The 12,816-nt window shown below is 72.3% G+C and carries 13 protein-coding genes; 5 read left to right on the top strand and 8 right to left on the bottom strand.

What is annotated here, in order from left to right; genetic code table 11:
- Positions 1-117: 117 nt before the first annotated feature.
- From ACFYO8_RS19520 to ACFYO8_RS19510, 3 genes are all read right to left on the bottom strand, one after another.
- Entirely contained in the window at positions 118-642 is a 525-nt protein-coding gene (locus ACFYO8_RS19520; protein WP_355047292.1) for a tRNA adenosine deaminase-associated protein, read from the bottom strand.
- 123 nt (positions 643-765) lie between these two features.
- A complete protein-coding gene (locus ACFYO8_RS19515; RefSeq protein ID WP_354869137.1) occupies positions 766-936 on the bottom strand; it encodes a hypothetical protein in 171 nt (56 codons plus the stop codon).
- A 72-nt stretch (positions 937-1,008) separates the two neighbouring features.
- On the bottom strand, positions 1,009-1,305 hold the full coding sequence (locus ACFYO8_RS19510; protein ID WP_387257386.1) for a hypothetical protein: 297 nt from the start codon (positions 1,303-1,305) through the stop codon (positions 1,009-1,011).
- A 172-nt stretch (positions 1,306-1,477) separates the two neighbouring features.
- Here ACFYO8_RS19510 and ACFYO8_RS19505 point away from each other — a divergent pair, with 172 nt between their 5' ends.
- Entirely contained in the window at positions 1,478-2,218 is a 741-nt protein-coding gene (locus ACFYO8_RS19505; RefSeq protein ID WP_355047294.1) for a M23 family metallopeptidase, read from the top strand.
- Positions 2,219-2,266: 48 nt separating this feature from the next.
- Positions 2,267-3,337 carry a PHP domain-containing protein gene (locus tag ACFYO8_RS19500; protein WP_354869142.1) on the top strand — a complete coding sequence of 357 codons (1,071 nt, stop codon included), beginning with the start codon at positions 2,267-2,269 and terminating at the stop codon, positions 3,335-3,337.
- A gap of 3 nt (positions 3,338-3,340) precedes the next feature.
- Here the strand turns inward: ACFYO8_RS19500 and ACFYO8_RS19495 are convergent, their stop codons facing one another.
- Positions 3,341-4,315, bottom strand: a complete 975-nt coding sequence (locus tag ACFYO8_RS19495; protein ID WP_355015091.1) for a DMT family transporter — start codon at positions 4,313-4,315, stop codon at positions 3,341-3,343.
- Between the two features lie 73 nt (positions 4,316-4,388).
- On the opposite strand from ACFYO8_RS19495, the gene ACFYO8_RS19490 reads away from it, so the two are divergent.
- Entirely contained in the window at positions 4,389-6,059 is a 1,671-nt protein-coding gene (locus tag ACFYO8_RS19490) for a DUF885 domain-containing protein (RefSeq protein WP_355047297.1), read from the top strand.
- A gap of 45 nt (positions 6,060-6,104) precedes the next feature.
- Here ACFYO8_RS19490 and ACFYO8_RS19485 read toward each other — a convergent pair whose 3' ends face one another.
- The 3 genes from ACFYO8_RS19485 to ACFYO8_RS19475 form a co-directional block, all read right to left on the bottom strand.
- Positions 6,105-7,652 carry a DUF6114 domain-containing protein gene (locus ACFYO8_RS19485; protein ID WP_387257384.1) on the bottom strand — a complete coding sequence of 516 codons (1,548 nt, stop codon included), beginning with the start codon at positions 7,650-7,652 and terminating at the stop codon, positions 6,105-6,107.
- Positions 7,653-7,729: 77 nt separating this feature from the next.
- Positions 7,730-8,353, bottom strand: coding sequence for a DUF6230 family protein (locus ACFYO8_RS19480; protein ID WP_355047299.1), 624 nt, complete (start codon positions 8,351-8,353; stop codon positions 7,730-7,732).
- Between the two features lie 448 nt (positions 8,354-8,801).
- Positions 8,802-9,953 (bottom strand): DUF3068 domain-containing protein, encoded by a 1,152-nt coding sequence (locus ACFYO8_RS19475; protein ID WP_354874932.1) that lies wholly within the window; start codon positions 9,951-9,953, stop codon positions 8,802-8,804.
- A gap of 113 nt (positions 9,954-10,066) precedes the next feature.
- Here ACFYO8_RS19475 and ACFYO8_RS19470 point away from each other — a divergent pair, with 113 nt between their 5' ends.
- Both ACFYO8_RS19470 and ACFYO8_RS19465 read left to right on the top strand, forming a co-directional pair.
- Positions 10,067-11,293: an acyltransferase gene (locus ACFYO8_RS19470; RefSeq protein WP_355094796.1), complete on the top strand. Its 1,227-nt coding sequence runs from the start codon at positions 10,067-10,069 to the stop codon at positions 11,291-11,293.
- Between the two features lie 152 nt (positions 11,294-11,445).
- Positions 11,446-12,624, top strand: a complete 1,179-nt coding sequence (locus ACFYO8_RS19465) for a glycosyltransferase family 4 protein (protein ID WP_387257421.1) — start codon at positions 11,446-11,448, stop codon at positions 12,622-12,624.
- Here the strand turns inward: ACFYO8_RS19465 and ACFYO8_RS19460 are convergent.
- Complete coding sequence (locus tag ACFYO8_RS19460) at positions 12,609-12,803, bottom strand: hypothetical protein (protein WP_354874928.1); 195 nt, start codon at positions 12,801-12,803, stop codon at positions 12,609-12,611. The two genes, ACFYO8_RS19465 and ACFYO8_RS19460, sit on opposite strands and share 16 nt — an antisense overlap.
- Between the last annotated feature and the right edge of the window lie 13 nt (positions 12,804-12,816).

Genomic DNA, 12,816 nt, shown 5'->3' with positions numbered 1-12,816 from the left:
CCGGGACCGGCGCGCCCGGCCCGGCCGGGGGTGGGCTGCCCCGGGCGTACGGTCGCCAGCGCCGGATCGGTCACGTCGGCCGGTTCGGCGGCGCCGGGCGTCAGGGACTGTCCGGGCTCAGACCTCACGCAGCTCCTCGACCTCGTCCACACAGCCCAGGACCTGGCAGATCTCGGAAGTCACGTCGGCCGGCATGGAGCCCTCGTGCGCACAGAGCGCCAGCAGCTTCTGCGCCGTGATGCCCAGGTCGGCGAGGAGATCCGCGTCGCCCACCGGGTCGGCCTCCGGGTCCACAGCGGGCTGTTCGGTCTCGTCGTCGCCGCCGGAGGCGCGCGGCTCGTCGACCTCCTCCAGCCCGGTCACCGAGGTCTTCAGGTCGCCGACGAGCAGCGCACCCAGCCGGGACTCCTCCGCGTACGCCGAGTCCGAGCCGAAGACCCGCAGGTCCTCCCCCTCGTCCAGGCGCATGACGACCAGGTACGTGTCGTCGGCCTCGACGAACAGCAGCGAGAGGTCGGCGTCCGGCTCGACGTCGCGCAGCCGGTCGGCAACCTCCTCGATGTCGGTGACGCCCCGCAGGCTCACCTCACCGGCGGTCCAGCCGCCGTCGACGCGCGCCACGGCAGCAGCGAAGTACGACACGGTCCCCCCAAAATTGGCTCGGCAGCACGCCGACACGTCACGCGATGCACGTTAACCGGTCGGGTCGGCGGGCGAGCGGTCAACGCCCCGGATGAACCGGCCCGTTCTGAGAGAGAAAGCCGGTCAGCCGACGACGCGCCGACGGGTGGCGATGAGTTGGCGCAGCCGCTCGGTGCGGGCCCGCTGCGGCCGCTGGCGCTGCTGTACCGCCCGGGCACCGGCCAACTCGGCGAGGAGTTGCATGCGACGGCGGCTCCGATCGGGGTCGAGCCGCGGCGTTGTGGTCCAGGCCATACCGCGAGGGTGGACCGTCCTCGCGCGTACGTCAAGGTGGCCTTCGCTACGCAGCGAGATCGGCACCGAAGGTCACCAGAGCGGCCAGTTCCCGGTCTGCGCCCACCGGGTCGCGACTATCGCCGCGGCGATGCTCCAGCCACCCGCGGTGACGATGGTCACGCCCGTCGCCACCCCCCGGTCGCCGTGGCGGACCAGCACCGCGGCGGCCACCCACGCCAGGCCACCGGCCAGCAGCGTCCACCAGACGTAGCCGGCCACGCCGCTGCCGACCAGCCCGAACAGCAGCAACCAGGCGAACGCGACGAGCGCGCCGACCGCGACGCCGGTGCCGGTGACCGGGTGCGGCTCGCGGTAGCTGGGCCGCATCGACGTGCTCGACGGAAACAACCCCGAGGGCGTACGCGGTGGCGGGAACGCCCCGGGACCGGTCCCCTCTGGTCCGCCGTGCCACCCGTTCGTCACCGCCGCCCCCTCTCCCGGACCGTCCGTCCCGCGTTCGGCATTCGTCCCTACGGTAGTGGTCTGTCAGGATGACCGGATGCGCTCGCCATCGATCGGACGCCGCACGCTGCCGGCGTACCCGGTGGTGCTGCTCGTGGCGGCGCTCGCCGCCGGGTGCGGCACCCCCGCCGGGCGCGCCGAGAGGTGGCAGGAACCGAGCCCGCCGGCGACCGCCGCGCAGCCGGCCGACCCGGCGAGCCCGGCCCCGCCGACCGTTTCCCCGCCGTCGCCGGCCCGCGCGGACGTGAAGCGGGTCTTCCCGGTACGGGCCGGCAACGTCGACTACCACCCGACGCACGGCGGCTACCCGGGCACCGACGTGTTCGCGGACTGCGGGGAAGCGGTGGTGGCGGTCACCGACGGCGTGGTGCTTGAGGTGAGCCGCGTCGACCGGTTCGACAGACGCGGACCGTTGGGCCCGAACAACGGCGGGCTCTCCGTGTCGCTGCTCGGCGACGACGGCGTGCGCTACTACGGCTCGCACCTGAGCGCGGTCACCGCCGGTGTCGACGCCGGGGTACGGGTGCGCGCCGGGCAGCAGCTCGGCGAGGTGGGCCGTACGGGCAACGCCAACAACGTCTGCCACCTGCACTTCGGGCTCTCCCCGAAGTGCACCGGCGCCGACGACTGGTGGATCCGCCGGGGCGTGGTCTGGCCGGCGCCGTACCTGAACTCCTGGCGCAAGGGCGGCAACCGATCGCCGGTCGCCGAGATCACCGCCTGGCAGCGCAAGCACGGCTGCCCGGCCTCGCCCGGCCGGTCCACCCGCGGCGGCTGACGGTGCGCTGTCACCCGGCGGGCGGCGTGAGCGCGTAGGTTCCAGGACATGACTGCCCGGGATCCCATCGCCGATCTGCGCCGGATCGCGTTCCTGCTGGAACGGGCGAACGAGGCCACGTACCGGGTACGCGCGTTCCGGTCGGCGGCGAAGACGCTCGGCGCGCTGCCCGCCGCCGAGGTGGCCGAGCGGGCGCGCACCGGCAAGCTGACCGAGCTGTCCGGCGTCGGTGACGTCACCGCCCGCTGCGTGGCCGAGTCGCTGGCCGGCGACGAACCGGTCTATCTGCGCCGGCTGCTGGCGACCGAGGGCACCGACCTGGACGAGGCTGCGGCGAAGCTGCGGGACGCGCTGCGCGGCGACTGCCACACCCACTCGGACTGGTCCGACGGCGGCTCACCGATCGAGGAGATGGCGCTGGCTGCGGTCGAGCTGGGCCATGAGTACATGGTGCTCACCGATCACTCGCCCCGGCTCACCGTGGCCCGGGGCCTGACCGCGGAGCGGCTGCGCAAGCAGCTCGACCACGTCGGCGCCGTCAACGAGGCGCTGCCGAAGGGCTTCCGGCTCCTCACCGGCATCGAGGTGGACATCCTCGCCGACGGCTCGCTGGACCAGGACGAGGATCTGCTGGCCCGCCTCGACGTGGTGGTCGGCTCGGTGCACAGCGGCCTGAACGACGACCGGGCGAAGATGACCCGCCGGATGCTGACCGCGATCGCGAACCCGCACCTGGACATCCTCGGTCACTGCACCGGCCGGATGGTCTCCTCGCGGCCCGCCGGGGTGACCGGGCCGGGCGACCGGGGGCACCGGGCGCGTACCCGCAAGGAGAGCGAGTTCGACCCGGACGCCGTCTTCGCCGCGTGCGCCGAACACGACGTGGCCGTCGAGATCAACTCGCGGCCGGAGCGGCAGGACCCGCCGAAACGGCTGATCCGCCTCGCGCTGGAGGCCGGATGCCGGTTCGCCATCGACACCGACGCGCACGCCCCGGGTCAGCTCGACTGGCAGCGTTTCGGCTGCGAGCGGGCGGCGCTGTGCGGGGTGCCGGCGAAGCGGGTGGTGAACACCTGGACGGCCGACCGGCTGGTGAAGTGGACGGCCGGCCGTAGCTGAGCGTCAGCCCCGGGCGGCCGGTTCGACGGCGGGGACGGCGGGTGCTGTCGCCTCCGGGCGTGGACGACGCCGCCCGAAGAGCCCCTGCGCGACCGCCACGCCCGCCAGCACCACGAGCGCACCCACCGGCTGGTGCCAGTTCATCCGCTCACCGAGCACCACCGCGCCGACGAGCACCGCGAACACCGGGATCAGGTACGTCACCGTGGACGCCGTGCTCGCCCCGGCCAGCCGGATGTTGCGCATGTTGATCACGAAGGCGAGCCCGGTGCCGAGCGCGCCGAGCGCCAGCACGCTCGCGATCACGCGCGGGGAGAGGCCGGCCGGCGACGACGGCGTCCCGACGAACGGCGCGACCAGCGCGAGCTGCGCGGTAGCCACCAGCAACTGGGCCGCCGACAGCGACAGCCCGGAGTACGCGCTGCCCGCGACGAACTTCTTCTGGTACGGAATCACGAACCCGTAGCAGGCCGCCGCGCCGAAGCACATGAGCTGGCCGACGAAGTGGGCGCCGCCCACGCCCTCCCAGACGCCGAGCACCACGAGCACGCCGGCGAAGCCCAGCCCCAGCCCGACGCAACGCCGGGCGGTCAGCCGCTCGGTGCGGAACACCAGCACCGCCAGCGGCAGCACGATCAGCGGCGTGGTGGCGTTCCAGATGCCGGCGAGCATCGACTCGACCCGCTGCTCGCCGTAGCCGAACAGGGTGAACGGCACAGTGACGCCGAACGCGGCCACCACGAGCATGTGCGCCCAGACGCCACTGTCGCGGGGCAGCCGGTCGCGCAGCACGGCGAGCACCACGAGCAGCGTCAGCGCGCCGATGGCCACCCGGTAGAGGGTGAGGTGCACGGGGTGCAGCTCGGTCACGCCGACCTTGATGAACAGGAAACTGGAACCCCAGATGGCGGCGAGCGCGACGAAGCCGGGCAACCAGGCCCGCGCCGGCGCCCGGTCAGGAGTGATCTCGATGTTCACCCCTGACACTCTGCCGCAGGGGTACGACGAAGTCGCGCGATATTCCGGATGCGCGGTCACGTAGGGTCGCCTCGTGGGACGAATCGATGACCTCGCCAACCGGTACGTGGCCGAATGGGCCCCGCTGAACCCGACCGGCGCCACCTACGTCGGCATCGCCGGCTACGACCACCAACTCGACGACCTGTCGCCCGAGGGCTACGCGGCGCGCGCCGAGCTGGCCCGCCGGACGCTCGGCGAACTCGACGCGACCGAGCCGGAGACCGAGCCGGAGCGGACCGCCAGGGAGGCCATGCAGGAGCGCCTCGGCCTGGAGCTGGCCCGCTACGAAGCGGGCGAGACCGGCAGCGAGGTCAACGTGATCTCCAGTGGTCTGCACGAGATCCGGATGGTCTTCGACCTCATGCCCACCGACGGCGAGGAGGCGAAGGCCGACGTGGCCGCCCGGCTCAACCGGTTCGCGTCCGCGCTGGACGGTTACAAGCGCACGCTGCGCGAGGCCGCCGCCGCGGGGCGGGTCAGCTCGCAGGTGCAGCTCGTCGAGGTCGCCAAGCAGTGCGACGTGTGGGTCGACCCGGAGGGCGACAACTTCTTCCACGGGCTGGTCGAGCGGCTCGACGCCGACGGCGCGCTCGGCGCGGAGCTGCGCAAGGGCGCCGCCGCCGCGACCGCTGCCACCGCCGAGTTCGGGCAGTTCCTGCGTACCGAGCTGGCGCCGGTGGGCCGGGAGAAGCAGGCCGCCGGACGGGAACGCTACGAACTGGCCTCGCAGTACTTCCTCGGCGCGACTGTCGATCTGGACGAGACGTACGCCTGGGGCTTCGCGGAGCTGGCCCGGCTGGAGGCCGAGATGCGGGCGGTGGCCGCGCGGATCGCCGGGCCGGGCGCCTCGGTCGACGACGCGGTACGCACGCTCGACGCCGACCCGGCGCGGACGGTACGCGGCAAGGAGGCGTTCCGGGACTGGATGCAGGTGCTCGCCGACCAGGCGATCAGCGACCTGAACGGCACCCACTTCGACATCCCCGAACAGGCCCGCCGGATCGAGTGCTGCCTCGCGCCGACGAGCGACGGAGCGATCTACTACACCGGACCGAGCGAGGACTTCTCCCGGCCGGGGCGGATGTGGTGGGCGGTGCCGCAGGGCATCACCGACTTCTCCACCTGGCGCGAGGTGACCACCGTCTACCACGAGGGCGTGCCGGGTCACCACCTCCAGGTCGCCCAGACGGCCGTCCGGGCCGACCTGCTCAACCGCTGGCAGCGGCTGCTGTGCTGGGTCTCCGGGCACGGCGAGGGCTGGGCGCTCTACTCCGAGCGGCTGATGGACGAGCTGGGCTACCTCGCCGACCCCGGTGACCGGCTCGGCATGCTCGACGGGCAGGCGCTGCGCGCGGCCCGGGTCATCGTGGACATCGGCATGCACCTGGAGCTGGAGATCCCGAAGGACAACCCGTTCGGCTTCCACCCGGGCGAGCGATGGACGCCGGAGCTGGGCTGGGAGTTCATGCGGGCGCACTGCCGGGTGCCGGACGAGAACCTGCGCTTCGAGCTGAACCGCTACCTGGGCTGGCCCGGGCAGGCCCCGTCGTACAAGGTGGGCGAACGGATCTGGTTGCAGGCCCGGGAGGACGCGAAGGCCCGCAAGGGCGCCGACTTCGACCTCAAGGAGTTCCACCGCCAGGCGCTCGACCTGGGTTCGCTGGGGCTCGACCCGCTGCGCAAGGCGCTGGCCCGGATCTGAGCAGTGGTCCGGGTGCCGGCGGTGCGTCCGCCGGCACCCGTCGCCCTACGCGCCGAGGGTCAACCGCAGCGGCTCGCCGGTCAACGTGTTGCTGGTGACGTACGCCAGGTCGATGACCGGGTCGGTGAACGTCACCTTGAAGGGCAGCGTGACCGGCAGCCCGTCCGGGAACGGCAGGTCCGGGGTCAGCGTCAGCTTGATGCCGGCGAGCTTGCCGACGAACCGGGTGCAGTAGAACGCGACGTCGTCGCGGACGACGAGCTGAGGGGTCACGTACTGCTGGGTGCGACCGCGTGGACCGTCGGCGACCAGCAGGAAGTCGTCGGTCACCGCCTCCTTCATGCTGAACTTCAGCACCTTGAGCGCGCCCTGCTCGGTCTGGAGGTCGGTGATCCCCTCGAACCGCAGCCCGGTCATGGCCACCTTGGAGCCGGTGAGCTTCGACGGCTGCTGGCCCACCTTCGGCAGGCTCGGGTCGGCGGCGATACGCGGCAGCGGCTTGCCCGGTTCCACCTTGCCGGGCTTGGCCGGTTCCGCCTTGCCCGGCTTGCCCGGCGCCGGGCACTCGGTCGATCCGGGCCGGGTCGCCGGCTTGCTCGTCGGCGCCGCCGACTTGTCGGCGGCCGGTGTGGGCGAGGGCGTCGCGCTCTTCTTGCTGCCGCCTCGGAACAGGTCGCCGATCCCGTCGAAGAAGTCGGTGATGATGTTGCCGTCCCGCGTCGGGCTCGCGCTCGGCGACGGGGTGGGCGTCGCGGTGGGTGCGCTCGCGCCGGGCGCCGGCGTGGCAGGCTTCGACGGGCAGGCGCTCGCGGCGGGCTTGCTCGGGGCGGCCTGCACCGCCCTCGGCTGTACGGCCAGGCCGGCGGTGGCGAGGCCGAGCACCACGAGGACGATGCCGAAGGTGCGCGGGTCCGCCGAGCGACCCGCCCACTCCGGCGGGCCGCCTTCGGATCCGGCCGGCTTCCCGTTCACCGACTGCCGAGGGACCGGCCGCTCCCCGCCCGGCCACTCGGCAGTCGGCTGCTCGACGGCCGGCCGTACTGCGGCCGGCACCTCGACTGTCGGCCGCTCGTCCGCGGGCGGCTCGTCCACCGGCTGCGCGGCCACGACGGTATCGAGTTCGGCGTCGGCCTCGACGGCGCGCTCGTCGTCGGTCTCGTCGTCGGGCTCGGCGGCGGGCTCCTCCGCGCCGGGGGCAGCCGGACGGGACGGCACCCAGGCGAAGGCGAGAGCGCTGCCCACGATGCCGAACAGCAGGCCGAGGAAGAAGCCGCCGAGGTTGAGCCCGATCAGCGAGTAGACGGCGGTGACCGCGGCGACGATCGAGTAGAACAGCCGCTGCGCCGGACTGAGCCAGAGCAGCACGCCGCAGGTCACCAGGATGGCCGGGATCAGCAGGGAGAGCAGGCCGGTGGCCCCGCTGCTGAAGCTCAGGCCGTTGAGGGTCAGCCGGGTGGAGACGAGCATCTCCACTCCGGCCAGGATGACGAACAGGCCACCCCAGAACGGCCGGCTCCGCTGCCAGCGGCGGAAGGTCCGCCACGCCCCGGCCGCGGTGCCGGGCCGGGCGTGGGACGGGTCGACGATTGTCACGTACTCCTCCTGGCGGAGCGGGGACGGGGACGGTGGGGCGGGCCCGCGGTGGTCCGCCACCGCGGGCCGTGCTCAGCTCAGAAGCACTCCTTGCCCTTGGCGTCGTCACCCACGTTGACCTTGAGCCGGAGCCCGACCAGGTTGAACGTCGAGGAAGTGGTGTAGCGGGACACCTGCTTCAGCTCACGGATGGTCACCCGGTCGGAGTTCTGGCCGAACGAGCCCCGCTGCGCCGTCGGGTTGAGGTCGCTGGCGTCGCGGCCGATCTGGATGTTGGTGAAGGTCGCGTCGCCCTCGAGCGAGTCCATCGCGATCACGAGGTCCTTGGCCCGGGCCGGCTCCTTGCCGTCACCGGCGTTGATGGTGAGCACCACCGGCAGGCCGGGCAGGTCGGCGCGGACGGACTGGCAGAGCTTGTACAGCTCGGCGCTGCTGATCTCGGCCATCGCGACCGGGCGCGTCGCGCCGGCCTTGCCGTTCTCGCCCTTCTCGCGGACGATGCCGCCGTACTGCTTGAAGCCCTCGCCCTCCAGGCGGTCGGCACCGATCTTGAACGTCTGCCCGGACACGGTGATGTCGGAGGCGATGGCGCCGGTCGACATGCCGAACAGGATGGCACCGGCGGCGGCCGTGGTGGGCACGATCATGGCGGCGAAGCGCCGCCACCGGGTACGACCCTGGTTGTCGAGCCGATTCTGCACGGGTTCCTCCTCGAACGAATGTGCGCGGCGGCCGGTGGGGGAACCGGTGGCACGCGCTGGACCCGCCCTCTGTTACCGACGGGTAACGATCGAGCCTGATCGTGCACCCGATGGGGCGTAGGTCACAACCCCCCGCTTACCGGGCGGTAATACGGGGGCGGGGCGGTGAGGTGACCCGGCGTCACGAGATACCAGCCCAGGCGGGGGGTCGAGGGCGATATGTCGCCGCAAAACCGGCATAGATGACGGTGAAAGCGACGGAAAGTTACCGGACATCCGCCAGTTACAATCGAGTAACAAATGTAAAGTAGCTTCGCCCGCATGGGAGACCTCCACGACGGAGGGGTGGGGGGGGCCCCCGGCCCCCCCCCCCCCGGGGGGGCGGGGGGGCGCGCGGGGGGGGGCCCCCCCCCCCCCCCCCCCCTCCGTCGTGCTTCCGGCGTACCGGTCAGCGGCGCTCCACCTCACCGGCGCCCGAACGCTGGGCCGGCAGCTCGTCGGTCCGCCAGTTCGTCGACGCCGGCGGGATCTCGTCGTCGAGCGGGCCACCCACGGGCTGCTGGTCCACCCGCGTCGACGTCGGGTCGGAGGTCGGGACGTCCGCCCGGTGCCGGGCGCTGCCGTCGCCCTTGGGCCGCGTCACCAGCCACACGCCCGCGATGAGGGCGATCAGGCCGAGCACACCGGCGATGATCGGGCCCCAGAGGCTGACCATGCCGATCTTGAAACGGTTGTCCTTCACCGTCTCGACGCTGCGGCTGATCGTGGCGTCGTTGTAGTTGAAGTCCGCGTCCAGCAGCACGGTCGGGGCGCCGGCGTCCGGGCGCAGCTCCTTGTACTGCTGCTCACGCACCTTGATGTAGGCGCCGGTCACCGGGTCGACCCAGAGCGTCCGGGTGTTGCTGTAGACGACCTGTCCACTGGTGGCGCTGGGCGCGAACTTGCCCAGCAGGGTCTTGATGCTGTCCGCCGGGGTGTTCAGCGGCTCGTTCTCGATCCGCTGCTCGAAGCGGTACGTCTCAACGCCCTTGATCTTCTCCGTACCGGTGAACCGCGCCGGGTACGTCTTCTTCAGGTCGCGGTCGAACACCTGGTAGTCACGCTTGCCGGTGCCGAACGGGAACTTGTAGATCTGGCCGGAGTAACGCACGTTGCCGACCGGGGCCTGCTCCGCGCCGGCCTCGTTGAGCCACTGCTCGTCCCACGGCGCCGCCGCGCCGGAGATCCGGTACAGCGCCAGCTCGGTGCTGTACTGGCTGATCACATCCTGGTTGTCGTTGCGCTTGACCGTCTGGTAGACGTTCCAGATGACCGCGTCGCCCTTCAGCTCCTTGGGCACGCGGTCCTTGGTGTCCTCCGGCTGCGGGATGACCTCGATGCTGGACACGAGATCGGCCTGCGGCACGTCGATGCTCACCGCGCCGTTCTCCGACTTGATCTGTAGGAACTTCGCGCCCTTCGCCTCGGCGACGGACGTCGTTGGTTCCAGGTCATAGGGCAGCTTGGTCACGGCGGGGGCCACGTAGAACGGCAGCCCAACCGCGAAGACCAGCAACAAGACACCCAGCCCGAAGAGCGCGGCGCCCACGCGAAGCTTCACTCATCCTCCTGTAACCTGCCGCCCTACGGTCTGTCGTCCGGGGCACCCGATCCTTAGCATTGGCGGGAGGTTACTCCCCAGTCACCTGCAAAAGCGACCCCCTGGATGTCCAGATGTCCACAGCCACCACGCCAACAACGCCGGAACCGTCGTTGACCGGCCGTCTTCCCGCCCTCGACGCGCTGCGCGCGATCGGCGCGGTGGCGGTCGTCGGCCACCACGTCGGCTTCCAGACCGCCGTCACCATGAACACCACGTGGGGCGGCTGGTTGGCGCGCCTGGACGTGGGCGTCGCGATCTTCTTCGTGCTCTCCGGCTTCCTGCTGTTCCGCCCGTGGGCGCTCACCGTCGCGACCGGGCGGCCGCGGCCCCGCGCCAAGCGGTACTTCTGGCGCCGCGCGCTGCGGATCCTGCCCGCCTACTGGCTGGCGGTGGTGGTCTGCTTCGTCGTCCTGCCCGGCAACCACCCGGTGTCGGCGGGTGACTGGCTGCGCCACCTCACGCTCACCCAGATCTACGGGCCGGGCCAGCTCCGGCACGGGCTCAGCCAGACCTGGAGCCTCGCCACCGAGGTCGTGTTCTACCTGCTCCTGCCGCTGCTCGCGGTGTTCGCCGTGGGCCGGACGTGGCGTCCCGTCCGCACCGTCCTGCTCGCCTTCTCCGGCGCGCTGCTGACCCTCGCGTGGGTCGCCATGATGGGCGCCGGCTGGCTCGACGGGGCGCTGCACACGATGTGGTTCCCGTCGTACGGCGCCTGGTTCGGCGGCGGCATGGCGCTGGCCGCGGCGCACGTGGCCCTGCGTACCGGCACCGCGCCGGCCGCCTTCCGCGTGCTCGACGACCTCGCCTCGGCGCCGCTGGCCTGCTGGGGAGCGGCGGTCGCGGTGATGGCCATCGCGACGACGCCGATCGCCGGGCCGCGCGACCTGACCAGCCCGACCGCCGTCGAATTCGGCACCAAGCTGGCGCTCTACCTCCTGGTCGCCGTCCTCATCACGGTCCCGGTGGCGTTCGGCGGCCCGACCCGCGCGAAGGAGGTCTTCAGCGCCGGGGCGGCGCGGTGGATGGGCCACGTGTCGTACGGGCTGTTCCTGTGGCACCCGCTGGTCATCGAGCTGATCTACCTGCTCGACGACCGGCCGCTGTTCACCGGCGGGTTCCTCAACACCTTCGCCCTGACCATGGTCTTCGGCCTGGTGTACGCCGCGATCAGCTACTACGGCGTCGAGCGCCCTCTCCAGACACTCGGCACGCAGCGCCGCCGGCCGACCGGGTCCGGGCCGGCGCCGGAGACGCCCGCCGTCGCGGCCGCCACGCCGGACGTGGCGGCGCCAGCCTGACAGTAACGCCCCGATCACCCCAGGTCACCCGGCGACGGCCGACGGCCCGACGCCGCCGGTCGGGGCATTGCCGGGCGGGGAGCCCAGCCCTTAATGTGACGCGCACCGCTAAATTACTTGAGAGTAGGGTTCGCGTGGAGCGTCGCTTCGGCATGCCCGGACACGTGCTGTTCCTCAACTGGCGAGACACTCGCAACCCCGAGGGCGGCGGTTCCGAGGTGTACGTGGAACGGATCGCCGCCGAGCTGGTGGCGCGCGGGTTCCGCGCCACCCTGTTCTGCGCCGCGCACCGCGAGGCCCCCCCCGACGAGGTCAACGAGGCGGGCATCCGATTCGTCCGGCGCGGCGGCCGGCACACCGTCTACCTGTGGGCGGCGCTCTGCTACCTGGCCGGAGCATTCGGCCTGGGCCCGCTCGCCGCGCGCCGGGGCGGCCGGCCGGACATCCTGGTCGACGTCTGCAACGGCCTGCCGTTCCTCGCGCCGCTCTGGGCCCGGCGCCCGGTGGTCAAGCTGATCCACCACGTGCACCGCGAGCAGTGGCCGGTGGTCCTGCCGAAGTGGGCCGCCCGGTTCGGCTGGTGGGTCGAGTCGTCGCTCGCGGTACGCGTCTACCGGCGGTGCCGGTACGTCACCGTGTCCGAGGCGACCCGGCGTGAACTCGCCACCCTCGGCGTACCGCCGGAGCAGGTCTCGGTGGTCTACAACGGCACGCCGGAGATGCCCCGCACCGACGCCGAGCGCGCCCCGTTCCCGCTGCTCGTGACGCTCAACCGTCTGGTGCCGCACAAGCGGGTGGAAGTGGCGCTGCAAGCGGTCGCGGCGCTCGCCGACGAGCTGCCCCAGCTCCGGCTGGTGGTCGCCGGGCAGGGCTGGTGGGAGTCGCACCTGCGCGAGGTCGCCGCCGAGCTGGACATCGCCGACCGGGTGGACTTCCGGGGCTTCGTGACGGAGGAGGAGAAGGCCGCGCTGCTCGCCTCGGCCTGGGTCGCCCTGACGCCGTCGCTCAAGGAGGGCTGGGGGCTGACGATCGTGGAGGCCGGCGCGGCGGGCACGCCGACAGTGGCGTTCCGGGAGGCGGGTGGCGTCGCGGAGGCGGTGGTCGACGGGCGTACCGGCCTGCTGGCCGACGACATCGACGACTACCTGGCCAAGGTGCGCGCGCTGCTGCACGACGACGAGATGCGTCAGGAGATGGGCGCTCAGGCCCGGCAGCACGCGGCGAACTTCACCTGGCCGGCGGCGGGGGAACGCTTCGCGACCCTGCTGGAGACCGCGGACTCGCCCCGCCCGGTCCAGCGGCGGGGCGACCCGTCCTACCTGTTGCCGTAGACCTCGGGGGCGTACGGGTCCTGCTTCCCGGCCCGCTTGGCCGCCTCCGAGGCGTTACGCGCCTCGGTCGCGGCCTCCTCCGCCGTGGCGGTCGCGGCGGCCGACAGCCCGCCGAGGGCCAGGATCCCCAGCAACGCCGCCACCAGGCCGGACACGACAAGGGTCAAAGCTCTACGCATGCCATTCCTCCGA

The sequence above is a fragment of the Micromonospora sp. NPDC005257 genome (genome assembly GCF_042872445.1).
Lineage (GTDB): Bacteria > Actinomycetota > Actinomycetes > Mycobacteriales > Micromonosporaceae > Micromonospora.
Note: the sequence above shows the minus strand (reverse complement) of the source record. Positions and strands in the feature narration are given on the sequence as shown.